Raw genomic sequence first — 20,406 nt, 5'->3', positions numbered from 1 at the left:
CGGATCTACCCGGTTTGGCCAGTTGGTTGAAACCTCAGACCTACGGTTTCAGGGGGACATGGGATGAAGGCACGGATTTTAGTCGTTGATGATGACGAAGCGTTGTCAGAAATGATTGGCATTGTCCTGCAAAACGATGGCTTCGATGCCTCATTCTGCTACGACGGTTCCGGTGCTCTGGAAGCATTCCGTGAGGCGAACCCTGACCTGGTGCTCCTTGACTTGATGCTGCCTGGCATTGACGGCATCGAGGTATGCAAGCAGATCCGTGCGGAATCCGACGTTCCTGTCGTGATGCTCACCGCCAAGTCGGACACTGCCGACGTTGTCCGCGGCCTGGAATCCGGTGCCGACGACTACGTGCCGAAGCCTTTCAAGCCAGCCGAGCTGGTAGCCCGCGTGCGTGCCCGCCTGCGTCCAAGCGAGACCCATGCCGCTGAGACCTTGCAAGTTGGCGAAGTGACCATCGACGTGGCCGGCCACCGCGTGACCCGCGGAACCGATGTCGTTTCGCTGACACCGCTGGAATTCGACCTCCTGGTCACCATGGCCCGCAAGCCATGGCAGGTCTTCAGCCGGGAGCAGCTGCTGGAAGCCGTCTGGGGATACCGGCACGCGGCAGACACCCGTTTGGTCAACGTGCACGTGCAGCGCCTGCGCTCGAAGATTGAAATTGACCCAGAGAAGCCGCAGATCATCCAAACCGTTCGCGGTGTCGGATACAAGGCTGGTTCGGCAAGTTGAGTTCGCACACGTCGACCGGTGCAGAGTTGGTTCCGGTCGATGTGCATGCCCATTCGCAGTCCAAACCCGCACGGTGGAGCAGAATCGAGCAGTGGATCAAGCGCCCTTGGCACACGTCCAAGCTGCGTTGGCAACGCCACCTGCTCTTCCGCACCGTCATTTCGACGCTGCTTTTCACCGCGCTCGCTTTGGTTGCCGCTGGCGCCTTCCTTTCCAACCAGATTGCCTCCACGCTCTTTGAAGAGCGCGTGAACCAGATATCCAAGGAATCGGAACGCGGCCTGGCCCAGGCCCGCTCCATTCTCGAATCGGCGTCCACCACCGACCGCGCCTCCACCCAGGCCTTGGTGAATTCCACCTTGGCTTCGCTGGAAGGCGATGGGGCAACCGTGGTCCGCGACTTCGTGCTGATGCCCATTGCCGGTGACCAAAGCCTTTATGTTGGCCCGATGGCTTCCGGTTCCCTGACCACCCGCGTGATCCCTGGCGACCTCGCGGAGCGGGTTGCAGGGGAGCAAGGCATCTATTGGCGTTCCATCGAACTGGGTGCCGATACCGCAACCAAGCCCGGTCTCATTGTCGGCACCAAGGTACTGATACCGCCTGGACGCGAGTACGGCCTGTATCTGGTCTATGACCTGTCCAGCGTGCAGGATACCCTCGAATTCATCAATCGTGCGATGGCTTTCACCGGCCTCATTTTGCTAGCGGTCGTTGGCTTCGTTGCGTGGTCGGTAGCCCGTACCGTGGTCCGGCCGGTGGCCGATGCCGCGTATGTTTCGGAGAGGATTGCTTCCGGCGACCTTGACCGCCGAATGAAGGTCGCAGGCAAGGATGAGGTGGCCCGATTGGGTACGGCCTTCAACCACATGGCGCACTCATTGCAAGAGCAGATCACGGCATTGAATAATCTCTCGGCCATGCAGCAACGCTTCGTTTCCGACGTCTCGCACGAATTGCGCACCCCGCTGACCACCGTGCGCATGGCGGCCGAGGTGATCCACGATGCCCGCGAAGACTTTGATCCGCTGACCGCGCGGTCGGCCGAGCTGATGTACAACCAGATCGAGCGTTTCCAGCACCTGCTCAATGACCTGCTGGAAGTGTCCCGTTTCGATGCCGGCGTCGCGGTACTCGACCGCGAGTCAGCGGACCTGAATGTCATTGCCCGCAAGGTCATCGATATCGCCACCCCGGTGGCTGATGAGTATGGTTCGCTCATCCGCCTGAACGCGCCCAGCGACGGCTGCGTTGCAGAAGTGGATCCGCGCCGTGTCGAGCGTGTCATCCGCAACCTGGTGCTCAATGCGGTGGAGCATGGCGAAAGCAAGCCAATCGATATCACCATCGGCGCCAACCAGAGCGCGGTGGCGATCACCGTGCGTGACTACGGCATCGGCATGTCCGAAGAAGCTTGCAACCACGTCTTCGATCGTTTCTGGCGTGCTGATCCGGCTCGCGCACGTACCACCGGTGGCTCCGGCCTTGGCCTGTCGATCTCGATGGAGGACACCCGGTTGCACGATGGCCGATTGGAAGCATGGGGTAAGCCGGGGGTCGGCTCGGTCTTCCGCCTGACCTTGCCACGCAGCGAGGACCTGGAGATCCTTTCCTCACCGCTTCCATTGGAACCGCCAGTTCCTGAAAGCCTCGCTACGGTGATTTTGGGAGATAGCTTCCCGCTGACCGGTGAAGTGCCAAAAATCGGATACACCCCGCTGGTTCTTGATCCTGATTTGGATGAGGATTCGCCGGACGACGATGTCACTGATCCGAATCTTGGCAGCAGCGAGCAGAAGAAGGAAGGGGAGAGCTGATGAGGAAGAAATTCTGTTCCAGCCTCGCGATAATCCTCTCGGCGGTGCTTGCCATCTCCGGCTGCGCCTCGATTCCCAGAACTTCCACCGTCCAGCAGATTGAAGCCGAAACCGATGCCAGCGGCGCTGAAAGCTACAGCTACGCGGCCGATGGGCCGTCAGCCGGTGCTGATGCCAGGGCCATCGTTGAAGGGTTCGTCGAGGCTGGCCGTTCAGTATCCGAGGATTATGCGGTCGCCCGTGAATTCATGGACGCGCAACTGAGCAATACTTGGCGTGGCGACACGCAGACCTTGATCTACGATGCATTCAACGTGGTCAACGGCGCGGATGCGAACCAATACACGATTCAGCTTGAAATCACCGGTGAAGTCGACGCGCAAGGGGTGCGCACCGACTACCCGGATCATTCCACCCGTGCCGTGGATATTGAAGTCGCCAAGGTAGACAACGAATGGCGCATCACCAAGGCCCCGGATGGCACGATGCTCGAAGCCTCGACCTTCACCAAGATCTTTGCCGCGCAGACCCTGTACTTCTACGACGCGAGCTTCGCCTATTTGGTCCCCGATGTACGGTGGTTCACCTCGGGGTCGGGCACCACCACTTCGATGGTGGAAGCCTTGCTGGCAGGACCAGCGCCCTACCTGCAAAATGCTGTCGTTTCCGCGTTCTCGACGGCCAGTGAGCTGGTGCGTTCTGCGGTGCCGGTGCGCGATGGCGAGGCGACCATCGATTTGAACTCCAATACCTTCGCAGAGGCCACCGACCGGAGCATCCTGCTGATGAAGCAACAGCTGGAAGCCACGCTGACCAGGCTTGCTCCGGTGGACTCGGTGAAACTGTTGCGCGAGGAAAACGAAGTCAACCTTTCGACCGAAGACACGAATATCGAGCCGGCTAAGGTCAACCCCAGCACCCAGGATACGTTGATTGGCATTTCGGACCAGTACTTGGTCTATGTCAAGGGACTGTCGATCATTCCGGTGGGCGGTGTCCCGGATATTTCCGGCTATAACCCACGCGACCCAGCCATGTCTCCGGTCGGAAATCGCTATGCTTTCCTTAATGGCCTCCGCACCCAGCTGTGGGGAATTGATGACAAGGGCCAGCTGCGCCTTTCGCTGGAAGGCAAGGAACTCATCCAGCCGTCCATGGATCTGGCCGGCTGGACCTGGACCGCGGACAACGGGGCCGCCACCCCGATCAGGGCGGTCCCTGCCGACACCGAAATGAAGGGTGAAGCCCGTCCAATCGATGTGGCCTGGCTGGAAGATGCCCAGATTGATTCCTTGCGGATTTCCCGTGACGGTGCGCGGGCGCTGATCGTGGCAACCGTCGGCAAGAGCACTTCGGTTTACGTCGCCGGCGTGATCCGCGATGCTGAAGGTGTGCCACGTGGGCTCACCGATTCGCCAATGAAAATCTATCCAGAAGTTCCGGTGAATACCGCGCTATGGGATTCGGACAGATCCATCATTGTTGCGGAACTCGGTGATGACCAAGCTGTTGAAGCAGCCCAAATTACCTTTGAAGGCGGCAGCGAGCACCTGCAGCTGCTGTTGGGCATGGTCGGCATCGCCACCGGTGTCGGCAGCCGCCGTGAAGTGTATGCCGAGACCAATGAAAAGCTGTACACCCGCGTGGGCAATTCCTGGCACGAGCTTGACGATTTTGCCCAGGACGTCGCCTATCCAGGCTAAATAGGACCTTGCTCCACAGCTCGCCGGTGACCAGGCCGATGGGGGCGGTTCATCGGCCAGTCTGGACGTATGGAGATTCCCGGGGAGTATTTGCGGTTCTTCGATGAGCTGTGCTGTAGCCGGTCCGTGCGCTGGCTGGGATTTGGCACCAGGGAGATCGCCAACTTCCTTCTTCCCGCCAGTTGCGCGGTCTGCGCACGAGCAGACTTCCGGCTCTGCCCCGAATGCCGCAGCGAAATTCAACGCCAGCTGCGCCTGCCGCCTCTGCCCGATGCCCATCATCTCTATGTGGAGCTCCCCGCGCTCGGCCAGCAGCTTGCCGTTAGTTCCTGCGGCGCCTATGGCAATGAGCTGGCCCGAGCCTTGCTGGCATTCAAGAACAAGCAGCGCTACTTCCTCGGCTCGCTCTTCGCCCCGTATCTTGCTGCGGCGCTGAACGCCGGATGCATCCCGCAGCGAGAGAATCTTCCTACCTTGGTGGTGCCGGTGCCAAGTTCCCTCAAGGCAACAGCGCAGCGTGGCTACTCGCCGGTGAAGACCATGCTTGACTGCGGCTTCGCTCGCGGGCTGCTGTCTGCAGATCTCGAGTGCCGTTCGCTGCTCCACTACCGCCTAGGTTCTGCTTTGGGAGGGGCGCAGAAAACCAAGAGCGGTTCAGACCGGCGCGGTGGCCGTACCCATTTCGTTGCCGAGCGTGCCTCCGCCAATGGCCAGCCGGTCATCTTGGTCGACGACGTGCTAACCACCGGTTCCACGTTGCGGCACGCGGCCATGGCTTGCCATGAGGCAGGATATGACGTCACCAGCGCGGTGGTATTGGCTTTGACGAGACCGCCAAATAATGCCCCTGAACAGTGATTACGCTGACCGCGATCGGAAATTGTGAGCCCAGATACTTGAATCTTGGCCACGTTGGCATAAGGTGAAGTATGGGATGCATCACAGATGCAGCTAAAAGCCCATCTTCAGTCCGAAAGGATGGAATTTTCGGACTGTTGTGTCACCCGACTCCCTATTGGAGGACACCATGGAGCTGAACTACAGCGGACGCAACATCACCATTTCGGATCGATTCCGTGAGTATGTTGATGAGAAAATCACCAAGGTTGACCAGCTGGCCACCAAGATACAGCGCATCGACGTCAAGGTCCTCAAAGAAGCACACGCTCGTGATCAGAGCACTGCACTGTCCGTTGAATTGACCGTTGTTGGCCGTGGCCCAGCAATTCGAGCCGAGGCTCGCGGCGCTGACAAGTTCGCAGCTTTCGACATCGCGTTCGCAAAACTGCTTGAACGACTGCGCAAGGCCCGCGACAAGCGCAAGGTGCACCGTGGCAACCACACTCCGGTCGCTGTCCACCAGGCAACCGGCGGCCTGCCAACCGCGTCCAGCGGCAAGTCGCTGGTTGAAGAAACCATCGAAGCCCAGAAAGCCGCGGAAGCTGCCGAAGTCGAGGCCAACGCCGAGTACTCGCCGGTCGTCATCCGTCGCAAGTCCTTCCCTGCAGAAGTGATGAGCGTTGATGACGCAGTGGACCGCATGGAACTGGTTGGCCACCCGTTCTACCTGTTCATCGATGAGGCCACCGGTGAGCACGCTGTGGTCTATGGCCGCACCCAGTACCAGTACGGTGTCATCTCCTTGGACCCATCGCTGAACTCCAATGAAGAAGCCACCAGGGAAACTCGTGGCTACCGTGACAAAGCCATGGCAACCGAAGGCTAGTCATCGGAACCACAACTAGCGTGGGCGGCCAACGCATTCTCAGCCTCAAACAGGCACGAAGAATCGCGTTGGCCGCCCAAGGCCTGTCCAAGGGCAGGAAAGAACAAGCCGTCACCGCACGGAAAATCGTCAGCGCTATCGGCAGTATCGCGCAATTGCAGATTGACTCGGTGAATGTGGTTCGCCGAGCCCACTACATGCCGATGTTTGCCCGGCTCGGCGCCTATGACACCAACGTGCTGGATCAGCTTCTGGCCAAGCCGCGCAGCCCCATCACAGAATATTGGGCCCATGAGGCCTCGGTGGTCAGTTCCGAACTGATCCAAGACCTGCGGGTATGGCAGCGCCGAACCTGGATCGACAGGTCGGTTGGGTTCTCCACCGAACAGCATGAGCTCTCGGGTCGCGTCCTTGAATACCTGTCCATTCATCCCGGCTCCAGCGCCCGGCAAATCAGCCAAGCCTTGGACGTTGCTCCGGTCGAAGCGAAAACGCATTGGGGATGGAATTGGAATGACACCAAGTTCGTCACCGAGTCCCTTTTCGCCCAAGCGAAGATCTTGACGCTGGGACGCAACTCCCAGTTTGAACGCCGTTACGCTCTGGCAGCAGATGTGGTGGGCACGCAACCGGAAATCGACGTGCCGCACCGGCACGAGGCTCTCGCCCGCTTGGTTGCCCGTGCAATGGATGCGCTTGGCATCGCCACCGCTCACTGCGTCGCAGAGTATTTCCGTCTTCCGGTGCGCGACGCCAAAGAAGAGCTCGCCCAGCAAGCACGCGAAGGCCTCATCGAAGAAGTGCAGGTTGCAGGCATTACCGAGCCCTGCTATTTGCAAGCCGGGACCAAGATTCCGCGCAGGATCGACCATGACTTGCGTTTGCTCTCACCCTTTGACTCGATGGTCTTCAACCGCCGCCGGCTGGAGAAGTTCTTCGGGTTCGAGTACCGTATCGAAATCTATGTGCCGGAAAAACAGCGCCGCTACGGCTACTACGTTTTCCCGATGCTTTTCGGCGAAGAATTCGTGGGTCGGGTGGATCTGAAGGCCGACCGGGCCAGGTCGGTGCTGCACGCAAAGCAGGTGCATTACGAGCCGGGCGTCGATGCCAGCGTCGAGGCTGAATTGCGAGCCGAGCTGGATCGCATGGCGCGCTGGCTGGAACTTGAACGAGTGGAAATCGGGCTGTGAAAGGCCTGTTGATCAAATCGCTGTTCGCTATAAGAACAGCGCAAATGGGATTGAAATAGACAAATGTGCTGTTTTCCTCACGTAGACTGAAGACGCCAGAAATTACTGTGCTTGAGATATTGGGAGCTACCACGTGGCATCATTGCTAGAACGTATTTTGCGTACCGGCGACAAGAAGATTCTGAAGACTCTTCGTAAGTACGCCGACACGATCAATACGTTGGAAGTCGAAATTCGCGAACTTTCGGACGAAGAGCTCAAGGGTGAAACCGACAAGTTCCGCGAACGTTTGGCTAACGGTGAGACGTTGGATGACCTGCTCCCAGAAGCTTTTGCGGTGGTTCGCGAAGCCTCGGACCGCGTCCTTGGCATGCGCCACTTCGATGTCCAGCTCATGGGTGGGGCTGCCCTGCATATGGGAAACATCGCTGAAATGCGTACCGGTGAAGGAAAGACCCTGGTCGCTACCGCGCCGGCCTACCTGAACGCCCTGACCGGCGACGGCGTGCACGTGGTGACAACCAACGACTTCCTTGCCCAGTACCAGTCGGATTTGATGGGTCGCGTCTTCCGCTTCCTCGGTCTGTCCTGCGGCTGCATCCTCTCCAGCCAGAAACCTGCCGAGCGCCGCAAGCAGTATGAAGCGGACATCACCTACGGTACGAACAACGAGTTCGGTTTCGACTACCTGCGCGACAACATGGCGTGGAGCAAGGACGAGCTGGTCCAGCGCGGCCACAACTTCGTCATCGTCGATGAGGTCGACTCGATCCTGATCGATGAGGCGCGTACCCCGCTGATCATCTCCGGACAGGCCTCGGGCGACGTGAACCGCTGGTACACCGAATTCTCCAAGATCGTCTCGCGCCTGAAGCGTGAAGACGATTACGAGGTCGACGAAAAGAAGCGCACCATCGGCGTGCTGGAGTCGGGCATCGAAAAGGTCGAGGACTACCTGGGCATCGATAACCTCTACGAAGCGAACAACACCCCGCTGATCGGCTTCCTGAACAACGCCATCAAGGCCAAGGAACTGTTCAAGAAGGACAAGGACTACGTTGTTGTCAACGGCGAAGTGATGATCGTTGACGAGCATACCGGCCGTGCACTGGCTGGCCGCCGCTACTCCGAGGGCATGCACCAGGCCATCGAGGCCAAGGAAAGCGTTGAGATCAAGGCCGAGAACCAGACTCTGGCCACCGTGACCTTGCAGAACTACTTCCGCATGTACGCCAAGATCTCGGGCATGACCGGTACTGCGCAGACCGAGGCCGCGGAATTCATGGGCACCTACAAGCTGGGCGTGGTGGAGATTCCTACCAATAAGCCAGCGATCCGCATGGACCAGTCGGACTACATCTACAAGAATGAAGTCGCCAAGTTCAATGCTGTGGTTGAGGACATTGCCGAGCGCCACGCTACCGGCCAGCCGATTCTGGTAGGCACCACCAGCGTGGAAAAGAGCGAGTACCTCTCCCGCCTGCTCTCCAAGAAGGGCATCCGCCACGAGGTGCTCAATGCCAAGCAGCACGCTCGCGAAGCTGCCGTAGTCGCGATGGCTGGACGCAAGAACGCGGTCACCGTTTCCACCAACATGGCCGGCCGTGGTACCGATATCATGCTCGGCGGCAACGCAGAATTCCTGGCCGTGGCTGAGATGGAACGCCGTGGCCTGGATGCCGAGAACAACCCGGAAGAGTACAACACGGTCTGGGATGAAGTCTTCGACAAGGCGAAGGAAACCGTCGCCAACGAATCGAAGGAAGTTGCAGCGCTCGGCGGCCTGTACGTGCTTGGCACCGAACGCCACGAATCACGCCGTATCGATAACCAGCTGCGTGGTCGTTCCGGCCGCCAGGGTGACCCGGGTGAATCGCGTTTCTACCTGTCGATGACCGATGACCTGATGCGCCGGTTCAACTCCGGCATGGCCGAGCGCATCATGAATAACCCATCGATGCCAGAGGATGTGGCGTTGGAGTCCAAGATGGTGTCCCGCGCCATTGAGTCCGCACAGGCGCAGGTGGAAGGCGTCAACGCAGAGCAGCGCAAGAACGTACTGAAGTACGATGATGTGATGAACCGCCAGCGTGAAGCGATCTACGCTGACCGCCGTTCCATCCTGGAAGGCGGAGACCTCGAAGAGAAGGTCGGCCACTTCCTGGAAGATGTCGTCAAGGCCATGGTCCTGGAAGCGACCCAGGTCGGCGACCCGGATGATTGGGAACTCAAGTCGTTGTGGACCAACCTCAAGCAGCTGTACCCGATTGGCATCACTCTCGATGAAGTTCTCGAAGAGGCCGGTGGCGTGGGGCATCTCTCCGCGCAGTTCCTGGAACGGGAAATCCTCTCGGACGCCCAGTACCAGTACGAAGAGCGGGAAAAGCTTGTCGGTTCTTCCACCATGCGTGATCTGGAGCGCCGCGTAGTGCTCTCGACCATCGGTCGCAAGTGGCAGGAGCACCTCTACGAGATGGATTACCTCAAGGAAGGAATCGGTTTGCGTGCCATGGCCCAGCGCGACCCGCTGGTGGAATACCAGCGCGAGGGCTACACGATGTTCCAGACCATGATGGAAGGCATCCGCGAGGAAAGCATCGGAACCCTGTTCAACTTGGAGATCCCAACCGGAGCCGAGGCAGCTGCCGCGCCAGCGATCGACGAATCTGCAAAGCCGAAGAACCTGCAGTTCACCGGCCCGGATGAAGACGGCGAAGCCAGCACCACTCGTGCCCAGGCAGCGTCGGGCAAGAAGAAGAACAAGAAGGCCAAGCGCAGCTAGATTAGCTCGACATCAGTCACCTGCCACCGTCCGTGCCAGGGCTCAATTTTCAGAGCCACGGCACGGACGCGGTATTTAAAGCCCAGAATGACGGTGCATTCCCAAGAACCTGAAATGCACCGGTCCAGATGCAATGAGATGATCTGTCCGTGTGCAGTGCCCGGCAGCGGTTCGAGCGTGTAGCGCTCGGTTTCCAAGAGGGCCCGTCGCCGGAGCTTGGCAATGCAGGATGGCTCCATCACGAATGCCAGCTGATTGACGGTTCGGTACCCCGCCACGATTTCGAATACGGCACGGGCAACCGCGTGGGAGATCTCAATGACGGCCCGGTGCTCCGTGCGGTAGGCGGCCGAGCGATGGAAGATATTGTCCATCGCTCGACGCAGGTGAGCCGGTGCCTGGCATGGATCGAGAGCCGGAGCAGTGCCAGCCGGGTTCGGTTCGGGGAGGTTAGCGGCGTAGATGTCCGGATGGTAGTAGCCGGTGTTGGCGCTATGGGGGCTGATGGCGATGGTGCTCATGATGACTCCTTGGTGGACTTGGGCGATGTTGGTGAATAGGCCTAGCTGGCTGGCGGTAGTTCAAGTACTGTGCCGATTCGTAGTAGGTCCGGGTCGGCGCCGATCGACTTTTCGTTGTGTCGGTAGATCTTGGGCCAATAGGCAGAAATCTCTTCCACGGTGGCCTGTGCTCCCAAATGTTCTGCCGCGATGCTCCACAGGTTCTGCCCTTCGGCGACTACGACTTCCGTGGTTTGCACCGCGCGTTGGCCTGGATGCCTCGCGCCGGGGGATACCAACGGGCTCAGCGGAACGCTCACGGATTCTGGGAACCATTGCGGGCTGGGTACGGAAGGTTGCTGGGATCCTGGATAGCTGGCAATTTCTTGGATTGGGTTTTCCGCCGGGGCCTGTGCCAGGGAGGTTGTCAGCGGTTCACCGGCGTAGGCTGCGGCTGCTGCGGAGAATGCGATTGAGGTTCCAAGCATCGAGCCGAGAATTCTCTTGCTCAGTCCGGGGGCGATTCGCTGGAAGAGCCGCGCTAGCTTCGGCTTCCCATGGGTGAACGCCCAGCGGATCAGCTGGGCTAAGGCCACGCGCAGCAGGTAAATCGTGAGCAATGCGAGGAATGGAAGGCTGACAAGAAGCCTGATGAGATCTGTTGTGGTGCGCTTATCGCCTGGGGACTGGAAGTAATCAGTTATCCAATGGATTCCCACATAGATAATGACCATTGACGCTGTCGAAAAGAGCATCAGCACGAAAATTCGTCGTTTGCGAGACACCTGAACCACTTCCTTGGATGAGTTTTGATGTCATTTGATGTCGTTTGATGTTTATAGTGACACTTAGAGATCGTTTTGTGAATAGGGTTACGCAAAAATGTTTAGTCTCGTAGAGTGGGCGCATGCGGTGGGATTCGCTCTTCGACGACTTGGAAGCTCAACTAGCAGAACAGAGCTGCGCGCAGCTGCGTGACGAAATTGCCGAAAACATCAGGGTTGAACGGGCAACTGCCGAACTGCTGCCGACGCTGATGCGGTACTGCGGACATGAATTGAGCCTCCGGCTGGCAGGGGGAACAGAACTGCGAGCCAAGCTCGGCCCTTGCGCCACCGAGTACATCTGCCTTGAAACAGAACAGTCCCAGTGGGTCATCCGCCGTGCCGCCATTGAAACCTTCGCCCTTCCGCCAGGGCGCGCCCCTGCTGTGGAAAAGCGCGTGCGGGGCAGCTCGGTGAAATTTTCCGCGGTACTGCGCGGGTTGCTTCGGGATCGCGCGCGGTGCCATATTTTTGGCCGCGCAGGCAGCTCCATGGCTGAAGGAACGCTGACTCAGGTAGCCAAGGACTTTTTGATTATTCTGGTCCATCCTCGCGATGAATTCGCCAGGGCGCAGCAGTGCTCAACGCAATTGCTGATTCCGCTGGATGCCATCGGATGGGTCGAAGCGATCATTCTTTCGTGATCCACAAGTGCACGAAAGGTCTTTCCAGCAGGACCAAGTTGTCGTAGGCTCACCATCCATAAGCACCAATGCTGGCGGAAGGTCGAAGCCTTGATCACAGAACAGATCGCCCAGGACGCGCGGACAACCTCTGCTTCACGTGTACGACGGCCTAGCTGGAAGGACCCGCGGCTAGCACTGGGTGCGGTACTTGTGACCGCTTCAGTTGCGGGAACGGTCTACCTGGTCGGCGAATTGCACCAGACCTCAACGGTGTATGTCGCCAGCACCAATATCACCCTCGGGGAGAAGCTGACGAGCCAGAACATCAAAACTCAAGAAGTCCAGCTTGGCGAAACACTTGAAAACTATCTGCACACAGATGCCGAGCTCGGCCAGGAAGCCCGGGCGAACACCTTTATCAGTGCCGGGGAGCTGATTCCCGTCACCTCGATTACGCATGGTGAACTGGGATCGCGCAGGCCGGTCAATGTCGATCTTCCGGCAGACCTTTCTTCTTCGATTACACCCGGGAGCTTTGTTGACGTGTGGATCGCCGAACGCGAAACCAGCGGCAGCACCTACGGTGTTCCGGAAAAGCTTTCCTCCATGGTCGAAGTTGCCGCGCGCGTTGAGAGCGGCGGGGGACTGGTGGGAACCCACGGCACCAACTTGGAGCTGCTGGTGGAACCGAACCAGCTCGAACCGCTGCTTCAGGCGCTGGCCAACGAATCAAGAATTATCGTTGTCTACAACCCGGCAGGGGCCGAGCAATGAGTATCTCGGTCGTAGTGCTCGGCGAGCAGGAGAAAATCGTCCGGCAAATTGAAGGGTACCGCGGGGAACTGATGGTCACCCGCGTCTGCTCCGACATCGCTGAAGCGATTGCGGCTTGCGATACCGGAATGGCTGACGTGCTCATTGTGGCCGACGCCCAACTGGTGCCACCGATGGAACAGCTCGATGCGTTGCTGATGCACCAGACAGCAGTCGTCATGTTCTTCGATCGACCCGAAAACTGGAAACCTTTGCCCGATGTTTTGCATCTGCCCGCAGATACGGCCATAGCCGATCTGGAAGGACGTATCAGGGCCGTCGTTCAATCATTGAATATTTCTGGAACAGACGGAGCGCTGGGGGAGATCGAACCGGTGGATGACACCACCGGGAGAGGCGGCAGAATCGTCAGCTTCTGGAGCGCCCCGGGATCTCCCGGGCGTAGTACCGTCGCCCTGAATTATGCGGTGGAAGCTGCGGCGGCAGGAAAAACCGTGGTGCTTCTGGACGCAGACACCTACGCCGCCAGCATCGCCATTCAACTTGGGCTCATGGACGAATCTGCCTCCATTGCGCAGTTGTGCCGCGCCATCGACGCCGGTTCGTTGGATGTGGCGCGACTCAATGCCGCATGCTCCTTGGTCCAGGTCGGGGAGGCGACCATGCGCGTGGCTACCGGGATCCCGCGTGCTAGCAGATGGCCCGAAGTCCGGGCCTCCGCGCTGCGCCGGGCATCCATGCTGCTCAAAGTGCACTACGACGTCGTGGTATTGGATTTGGCTCCGTACATTGAATTAGACGAACAGCTCAGTTTCGATACTCAAGCACCACAGCGGAATGCTGTCACCGTGGAGATGCTGCAGTGCTCCGATGAGCTATTCATGATCGTGCGTGCGGACAGCTTGGGAATTCCGCGTGCCTTGCGCGCCATCGACGAACTGGAAGAAGCACTGCCCGGATTGAAGCCGAAGATCGTCTTCAACCGGGTGGGAAGCAGTGGCACCGGACGGAGCCCGAAACGCAGGTTGATCGAAGCGTGGGACCGTTTTGGTCCGACGCACGATATCGCAGGGTATCTGCCCAATGACAGTGCGGCGTGCAACGCGTCGGTGCTGGGCGGAAGCCCATTGCTCGAAATCGCTCCGAGGAGTTTATTGCGTACGGAAATACGGTCTTTGGCCGGCATAAAATCCACGGTTTCACCCAAGAAACGGAATAGTCGTCGAATTCGCTCCGAAGCTTGAACTTCAGAGGTGAAAACCGAGTAATGTGGGTAAAACTAGAGATCCGCAAAGGCGCGGGTTGATCGAACTTTGTTCTTGGAGGCGTTCATTTGAACTCGTCGGAATCCAGCATGTCAGAATCATTCATGGATGAGACACTCACCTCGAAATTGGTGAGCGAGTACTATGGCCAAATTGCGACCGAAGACGTGGCGGCTTATCGGCCAGACGAACTCGAAGCTCGCGTGGCAGCACATCTGGAAATCGGGTATCAGCGTGATGCTGAAAACGCTAATGTCGCCATTACCCGCAACAACGGAATTTCAGTGGTCCACATCGTCACCGATGACATGCCATTCCTTGTTGACTCGGTAACTGCCGCACTAGTACAGCTGAATTCACCGATTCAGCTAGTAGTGCATCCGACGTTCGTAGTCTCCCGTAAAACTGAGACCGGCGAAATTTCGAAGATCAGCCACGCTGGTCTGCAGCATGTTGCCAGCGGCGACACCGCCGCGCTCTCGGATTTGAGCACCCTGATTTCGGCCGGTGCAGAAACCCGCATCGAATCATGGATTTCAGTCGAGCTGGCTCGCGAGCTCAGCGATGAGCAGGCCAAGGAATTTGTTGAGCGCCTCTACAGCGTTCTGGCAGATGTGCGCGTTGCCGTGAAGGACTGGCCGGCCATGTTGGACCGTGCCAAGGATATTGCGCAGAGCCTTCCACAGACTCCAAAGGCTGAAGAAATCGCCGAGGTGCAGCAGGCATCGGAACTGCTGGACTGGTTGGCCGACGGAAAGTTCACTTTCCTGGGTTACCGCGACTACTCGCTGGACACCATCAACGGCGAAGACGTTCTGGTCGCACGCCCAGACAGCGGCCTGGGGTTGATGCGCGATCTGGCGGACCAGGGTCCGCAGCACCTGACCAAGCGCGGCCGCATCACCGCTCGCGATAAGCGTGCGCTGATCGTCACCAAGGCTAACTCCCGTTCCACCGTGCACCGTGGCGTGTACCTGGACTATGTCGGAGTCAAGAGCTTCGATGCCAACGGCGAAGTCAACGGAGAACGCCGCTTTATCGGCCTTTTCTCCTCCAGCGTTTACACCTCCAGCGTGAAGACCGTTCCGCTGGTGCGTGAAAAGGTTGAAGCTGTCCTGAAGCGCACCGGATTCGCGCCTGATTCCCACTCGGGCAAGGACATCACCACCATTCTGGAAAGCTACCCACGCGATGAGATGTTCCAAATCGATGTCGATGAGCTAACCAAAATAGCCCACGGCATCCTGCGCCTGCAGGAACGCCGCCGCACCTCGGTCTTCCTGCGCAAGGACGACTACGGCCGGTTCGTCACGGCCATGGTCTTCCTGCCACGCGATCGATTCTCCACCGCGGTGCGCCAGCGGGTGGAGCAGGAGCTGCAGCGCAGCTTCAACGCAGAATCCGTAGAATACGAAGCACAGCTGGGTGCCGGCGCATTGGTTCGCCTGTTCTACCGCCTTCGCCTGCAGCGCCACGGCTTGGCCCCAGTGGTTGACCGCAAGGCATTGGAAAATCGTATTGCCAAGGCCGTGCGCTCCTGGTCTGACGCCATCGTTGACACCGCACGCGCGAGCCTGGAACTGGGCGATGCAAACACGCTGTCCAATGCCTGGGCCGAAGCTTTCCCTGCGTCCTACAAGGTGCAGTTCGAAATCGAAGATGCGCTGAAGGACATTGACCTGCTCACCGAGCTGAGCGAGCCAGACGCCGATGGCCCGGTTGTCTCCTTCTACGATGACCAGAAGCAGGATGAAGATTCGGCTGTTTCCAAGCGCATGAAGATCTACGTGACCAAGCCACTGCTGCTCTCGCGCATTCTGCCGGTTCTGCAGCATCTTGGTCTCGAAGTTGTCGATGAGCGCCCATACGAGCTGAATCCTGAAGGAATCGGCGAACGCTACATCTACGACATGGGTCTGAAGATTGATGAGGAGATCAACTTCCAGGCCGTGGAAGCCAAGCTGGCTGACGCCTACTGCGCAGTGGTCCGCAATCTGGCCGAATCCGACAGCCTGAACGCCTTGGTCCTGCATGAAGGACTTACGTGGGAAGAAGTCTCGATGCTTCGTGCCTACGCCCACTACCTGCTGCAGCTCGGTGTTCCAAACTCCACCGGCTTCATCGCCAACACCCTTGTGGGCAATCCGGCAGTCACCCACGCCATTGTGGAGCTGTTCCAGGCCACCTTCGACCCGCAGCTGAGCTCCGTGGCTTCGGAAGCAGCTCGGCAGAAAGCCCACGCAAAGGTCACTGAAGCGCTGGAATCCGTGCCAACGCTGGATGCTGACACCTTGCTGCGTCGTATCGTGAAGGTAATCGAAGCGACGAAGCGCACCAACTACTTCACCACCCACCAGGCACTGGCTTTCAAGCTGGCGCCGGAAGAGATCGACTTCGCGCCGTTCCCGCGCCCGAAGCACGAACTGTGGGTCTACTCGCCGCGTGTTGAAGGTACTCACTTCCGCTTCGGTGCGGTGGCCCGAGGCGGCCTGCGTTGGTCGGATCGTCGAGAAGATTTCCGTACAGAAGTGCTGGGCTTGGTCAAGGCCCAGATGGTCAAGAACTCCGTCATCGTGCCAACCGGTGCCAAGGGCGGTTTCTACGCAAAGCAGCTTCCAAATCCAGCACTCGACCGCGGCGCATGGATGGAAGAGGGCAAGGGCGCGTACAAGGTCTTCATCCGCACCCTGCTGGAGCTGACCGACAACATGGTTACCGATGAAAACGGCGAGCACATCGAGGCACCGGCCAACGTAGTTCGTCGCGATGGCGATGATTCCTACCTGGTGGTCGCTGCCGACAAGGGCACCGCGAGCTTCTCCGATATCGCCAACTCGATCTCGGCCGACAAGGGCCATTGGCTGGGCGATGCTTTCGCTTCGGGCGGCTCGGTGGGCTATGACCACAAGGGCATGGGCATCACCGCACGCGGCGCCTGGGAATCGGTGAAGCGCCACTTCTTCGAGCTGGGCATCGACACCCAGAAGGACGAATTCACCGCAGTCGGCGTGGGCGACATGTCCGGAGACGTGTTCGGCAACGGCCTGCGCCGTACCCCAACCGTGAAGCTGGTGGCGGCCTTTGACCACCGCGATATCTTCCTTGATCCAACCCCGAATCCCCAGGTCGCTTTTGACGAGCGCCAGCGCCTGTACGATCTGCCACGTTCCAGCTGGGCAGACTACAACAAGGAACTGCTCTCGGCCGGCGGCGGCGTGTACTCGCGCAGCCTCAAATCCGTGCCGGTTAGCGCCGAGGTCCGCGAGGTCCTGGGTCTGGACGCCAGCACCACCAAGTTGAGCCCAAACGAACTGCTCAAGGCCATCCTCTCGGCACCGGTAGACCTGCTCTACAACGGCGGAATTGGTACTTATGTGAAGTCTGCTGCCGAAACCCACGGGCAGGTCGGCGACCGCGCCAACGACGCCATCCGCGTCGACGGTGCCGATCTGCGGGTGAAGGTTGTTGGCGAAGGCGGAAACTTGGGCATGACCCAGTTGGGCCGTATTGAGGCAGCCCGCAAGGGCGTCCTGCTGAACACCGACGCCATTGACAACTCTGCTGGCGTGGACACCTCTGACCGCGAAGTGAACATCAAGATCTTCGTGGACCGCCAGATCAAGGCAGGCAACCTCACTGAGGCTGAACGCACCGAGTTCCTGCTTTCGATGACCGATAACATCGGTGATCTGGTGCTGACGACCAACTTCGAGCAGAACGTGCTGCTGCTCAATGAGAAGCATGCGGCACTGACCTGGACTCCAGCCTACGAGCGCTTGATGCAGTGGCTGGAAGCCCATGCTGACCTGAACCGTGGCTTGGAGTTCTTGCCAAGCGCGGAACAGCTGGAAGAACGCCGTGCTGCTGGTGACGCGATGACCACCCCAGAGCTGTCGGTGCTGGCCGCCTACGCGAAGATCCAGTTGGCGAACGCCCTAACCGAGTCCGATTTGGCCGATGATCCCTACTTCGCCCGGACCCTGCGCCGCTACTTCCCAACGAAGTTGGTAGAGCGTTTCGGGGATCAGCTCGAAAGCCATCCATTGCGCCGTGAAATCATCGCGACCGTGATTGCCAACGACATTGTGAACTTGGGTGGCATCACCTACGTTTTCCGTGCCATGGAGGAAACCAGCGCCAGCGAAGTCCAGATTGCCAAGGTCTTCTGCGCGCTGCGTGAGATCTACGGTTTCGACCGCCAGTTCGATGCAATCAATGCACAGCCTGCCGGAACTGATCTGGAACACTGGGGCCGCCAGCACCACGACATGCGCCGCCTGCTCGATCGTGCCACCCGTTGGTTCATCAACCGCGTCGATCAGGAGCTGCTGGTCACCGAAGCGGTCAATCGCTACGAAGCAACGGTTACCGAACTGCGTCAGGCGCTGCCAACCTTGGTTCGCGGCACCGACCTGCAGCGTTTCCAGGAATGGCGAGAAGAAGCCATTGCCCAGGGGATCCCGGAACGTCGTGCCAGCATGTGGGCGACTCAGTTCGAATCCTACGCACTGCTGGACGTGGCAGAGTATGTGCACCGCACCGGGACCGCTCCGGTCAAGGTCGCAGAAACCTACTACGTGCTCTACGACTTGTTCGGTGTGGACAGCCTGCTGAACCGCATCACCAACCTGCCTCGCTCGGATCGTTGGCAGGCGTTGGCTCGTGCCGCAATGCGCGATGATCTGTACACCACGATCATCGACCTGACCGGCAACATCTTGGACGCCCACGGTGATATTGCGGACCCAGCAGAGCGTGTTGCGGCATGGGAAGAAGCAAACGCGGCTAACCTTGATCGTGCGAAGACTATGTTCGCGGAAGTGAACAGCCTGGAACGAGACGACATGGCCTCACTGTCCGTGGCACTTCGCCTCTTGCGTTCCATCGTCCGAAGGTAAACACCGCTAATGGCCCTCATCACCGAAGAATTACGTCAACGTGCTGCACTAGCGCCCGGTGATGAGGATTGGCTCCACCTCCTGGTGGGGGACTGGCAGCTGGTCTCGGATCTAGCATTCGCAGACCTGGTGCTCTGGTTCCCCACCGGGGACGGTTCCTATACGGCTTTAGCCCACGTGCGCCCTTCCACCTCGCATACCGCGTTCCATAGCGACTTTGTGGGCGAACGGATCCGGAAAGATCTGCGCATCATGGTGGACCGCGCCTGGGAAACCAAGCAAGTGCAACGCTCGGCCGAACAAGCCGGCAAAGATATCATCATGGGGTTGACCACGGTGCAGGCAATTCCGCTGGTGCGCCAGAACCAACCGGTTGCGGTCATCACTTCCCACTTTGACCCAAACCAGTCCCGCACACCCAGCAACCTGGAATTGGTCTACCGGCAAAGCGCCGATGACCTGTTGCAGATGGGGACCCAAGGGTTGTGGCCGGATTTCGCCAGCCCTACCGGCTCCCGCCGTGGCGCCCCACGCGTCGGTGACGGATTCATCCGCCTAAACGTTGATGGAGCCGTCGAATTCGCCAGTCCCAACGCTGTATCAGCTTTCCGCCGGCTAGGCGCAGCAGATGTCCTCCAGGGCCAGCCACTGGCTGATCTGACAATGGCACTGGTCAGCGACCGTCGTGTTGTCGACGAAACTCTTCCACTGGTCCTTCAAGGCAAGATGCCATGGCGCACCGAAGTGGAACACCGCGGAGTCACCCTTTCCTTGCGTGCTATTCCGCTGCGCAACGAATCAAAGCGCTGGGGTGCACTGGTGCTGTGCCGCGATGTCTCGGAACTGCGCCGTCGAGAAAAGGAACTGGTCACCAAGGACGCTACGATCCGTGAAATCCACCATCGCGTGAAGAACAACCTGCAAACTGTCGCGGCACTGTTGCGCATGCAATCCCGCAGGATGAGTTCGGCGGACGGCAAGCAGGGCTTGGAGCAAGCCATGCGACGAGTCTCCACCATCGCTTCGGTTCACGACTTCCTGTCCAAGGGGTTGAATGAGACAGTCAAATTCGATGATCTGATGGATCGCCAGTTCCGGCTCATCGTGGAAATCGCATCTCCGGAACAACGCGTCTCCACTCGTCGTGAGGGCGAATTCGGCATGCTTGACGCTGATCTGGCGACACCACTGTCGCTGGTGATCAACGAATTGGTGACCAATGCCGTGGAACATGGATTGGCTCATCGTGATGGCGAGGTGGCGCTGGTTGCTGAACGCTACAAGGGTGCTGATAGCAAGGATTGGCTGCGCGTCGTCATTGAAGATGATGGCCATGGCCTGCCAGAAGAACCACGCCGCGAGGGACTTGGGCTGCAGATTGTGCGCACCTTGGTCACCAGCGAGCTATCGGGTGAAATTCGTTGGCTGCAGGGAGAGAAGGGCGGGACCAAGGTGGCAATCGACATGCCATTGGATCTTGACCACCGTACAGCCTAGGAACAGGTGGCTTAGCCGCAACAAAGGAGAGGCGCGTCAAACACAATGTGTTTGACG

Annotated in this window: 14 protein-coding genes; 12 read left to right on the top strand and 2 right to left on the bottom strand. The window is 59.0% G+C overall.

Translation table 11 applies throughout. From position 1 onward, the window contains the following. Positions 1-63: 63 nt before the first annotated feature. The 7 genes from mtrA to secA all read left to right on the top strand — a co-directional run bounded on the left by mtrA (position 64) and on the right by secA (position 9,965). The gene (gene mtrA / locus ACRDT3_RS16890) at positions 64-744 is read left to right on the top strand and encodes an MtrAB system response regulator MtrA (RefSeq protein WP_431494095.1); all 681 of its coding nucleotides are present in this window, start codon (positions 64-66) and stop codon (positions 742-744) included. Continuing rightward, positions 741-2,561 (top strand): MtrAB system histidine kinase MtrB, encoded by a 1,821-nt coding sequence (gene mtrB / locus ACRDT3_RS16885; protein ID WP_431494094.1) that lies wholly within the window; start codon positions 741-743, stop codon positions 2,559-2,561. Before mtrA ends, mtrB begins: the two co-directional genes overlap by 4 nt. Next, the gene (locus tag ACRDT3_RS16880; RefSeq protein WP_431494093.1) at positions 2,561-4,264 is read left to right on the top strand and encodes an LpqB family beta-propeller domain-containing protein; all 1,704 of its coding nucleotides are present in this window, start codon (positions 2,561-2,563) and stop codon (positions 4,262-4,264) included. The genes mtrB and ACRDT3_RS16880 overlap by 1 nt, the downstream gene beginning before the upstream one ends. A gap of 69 nt (positions 4,265-4,333) precedes the next feature. Beyond that, positions 4,334-5,122: a ComF family protein gene (locus ACRDT3_RS16875; protein WP_431494092.1), complete on the top strand. Its 789-nt coding sequence runs from the start codon at positions 4,334-4,336 to the stop codon at positions 5,120-5,122. 169 nt (positions 5,123-5,291) lie between these two features. After that, positions 5,292-5,990, top strand: coding sequence for a ribosome hibernation-promoting factor, HPF/YfiA family (gene hpf, locus ACRDT3_RS16870; RefSeq protein ID WP_431494091.1), 699 nt, complete (start codon positions 5,292-5,294; stop codon positions 5,988-5,990). Between the two features lie 20 nt (positions 5,991-6,010). Next, positions 6,011-7,183 carry a winged helix-turn-helix domain-containing protein gene (locus tag ACRDT3_RS16865; protein ID WP_431494090.1) on the top strand — a complete coding sequence of 391 codons (1,173 nt, stop codon included), beginning with the start codon at positions 6,011-6,013 and terminating at the stop codon, positions 7,181-7,183. Between the two features lie 133 nt (positions 7,184-7,316). Continuing rightward, positions 7,317-9,965: a preprotein translocase subunit SecA gene (secA, locus tag ACRDT3_RS16860; RefSeq protein ID WP_431494089.1), complete on the top strand. Its 2,649-nt coding sequence runs from the start codon at positions 7,317-7,319 to the stop codon at positions 9,963-9,965. On the opposite strand, the gene ACRDT3_RS16855 is transcribed toward secA, so the two are convergent. Then, complete coding sequence (locus ACRDT3_RS16855; RefSeq protein ID WP_431494088.1) at positions 9,962-10,486, bottom strand: Rv3235 family protein; 525 nt, start codon at positions 10,484-10,486, stop codon at positions 9,962-9,964. The two genes, secA and ACRDT3_RS16855, sit on opposite strands and share 4 nt — an antisense overlap. Positions 10,487-10,527: 41 nt before the next feature. After that, a complete protein-coding gene (locus ACRDT3_RS16850; RefSeq protein WP_431494087.1) occupies positions 10,528-11,250 on the bottom strand; it encodes a LysM peptidoglycan-binding domain-containing protein in 723 nt (240 codons plus the stop codon). 122 nt (positions 11,251-11,372) lie between these two features. On the opposite strand from ACRDT3_RS16850, the gene ACRDT3_RS16845 reads away from it, so the two are divergent. From ACRDT3_RS16845 to ACRDT3_RS16825, 5 genes are all read left to right on the top strand, one after another. Continuing rightward, positions 11,373-11,933 carry a hypothetical protein gene (locus ACRDT3_RS16845; protein WP_431494086.1) on the top strand — a complete coding sequence of 187 codons (561 nt, stop codon included), beginning with the start codon at positions 11,373-11,375 and terminating at the stop codon, positions 11,931-11,933. A gap of 90 nt (positions 11,934-12,023) precedes the next feature. Then, positions 12,024-12,689, top strand: coding sequence for a hypothetical protein (locus tag ACRDT3_RS16840; RefSeq protein ID WP_431494085.1), 666 nt, complete (start codon positions 12,024-12,026; stop codon positions 12,687-12,689). Then, a complete protein-coding gene (locus ACRDT3_RS16835; RefSeq protein WP_431494084.1) occupies positions 12,686-13,933 on the top strand; it encodes an AAA family ATPase in 1,248 nt (415 codons plus the stop codon). The genes ACRDT3_RS16840 and ACRDT3_RS16835 overlap by 4 nt, the downstream gene beginning before the upstream one ends. A gap of 125 nt (positions 13,934-14,058) precedes the next feature. Continuing rightward, positions 14,059-18,852 (top strand): NAD-glutamate dehydrogenase, encoded by a 4,794-nt coding sequence (locus tag ACRDT3_RS16830; RefSeq protein WP_431494083.1) that lies wholly within the window; start codon positions 14,059-14,061, stop codon positions 18,850-18,852. Between the two features lie 9 nt (positions 18,853-18,861). Continuing rightward, on the top strand, positions 18,862-20,349 hold the full coding sequence (locus tag ACRDT3_RS16825; RefSeq protein WP_431494082.1) for a sensor histidine kinase: 1,488 nt from the start codon (positions 18,862-18,864) through the stop codon (positions 20,347-20,349). The last annotated feature ends 57 nt before the right edge of the window (positions 20,350-20,406 follow it).

It is taken from the genome of Glutamicibacter sp., from assembly GCF_050701915.1.
Taxonomy (GTDB): domain Bacteria; phylum Actinomycetota; class Actinomycetes; order Actinomycetales; family Micrococcaceae; genus Glutamicibacter.
This window is presented reverse-complemented; position numbering and strand designations above follow the sequence as displayed.

Coding starts and splice junctions, on each gene's coding strand:
- ACRDT3_RS16830 (WP_431494083.1), top strand. CDS start 14,059: ATGGATGAGACACTCACCTCGAAATTGGTGAGCGAGTACTATGGCCAA.
- ACRDT3_RS16855 (WP_431494088.1), bottom strand. CDS start 10,486: ATGAGCACCATCGCCATCAGCCCCCATAGCGCCAACACCGGCTACTAC.
- mtrA (WP_431494095.1), top strand. CDS start 64: ATGAAGGCACGGATTTTAGTCGTTGATGATGACGAAGCGTTGTCAGAA.
- ACRDT3_RS16845 (WP_431494086.1), top strand. CDS start 11,373: ATGCGGTGGGATTCGCTCTTCGACGACTTGGAAGCTCAACTAGCAGAA.
- ACRDT3_RS16880 (WP_431494093.1), top strand. CDS start 2,561: ATGAGGAAGAAATTCTGTTCCAGCCTCGCGATAATCCTCTCGGCGGTG.
- hpf (WP_431494091.1), top strand. CDS start 5,292: ATGGAGCTGAACTACAGCGGACGCAACATCACCATTTCGGATCGATTC.
- ACRDT3_RS16875 (WP_431494092.1), top strand. CDS start 4,334: ATGGAGATTCCCGGGGAGTATTTGCGGTTCTTCGATGAGCTGTGCTGT.
- ACRDT3_RS16835 (WP_431494084.1), top strand. CDS start 12,686: ATGAGTATCTCGGTCGTAGTGCTCGGCGAGCAGGAGAAAATCGTCCGG.
- ACRDT3_RS16825 (WP_431494082.1), top strand. CDS start 18,862: ATGGCCCTCATCACCGAAGAATTACGTCAACGTGCTGCACTAGCGCCC.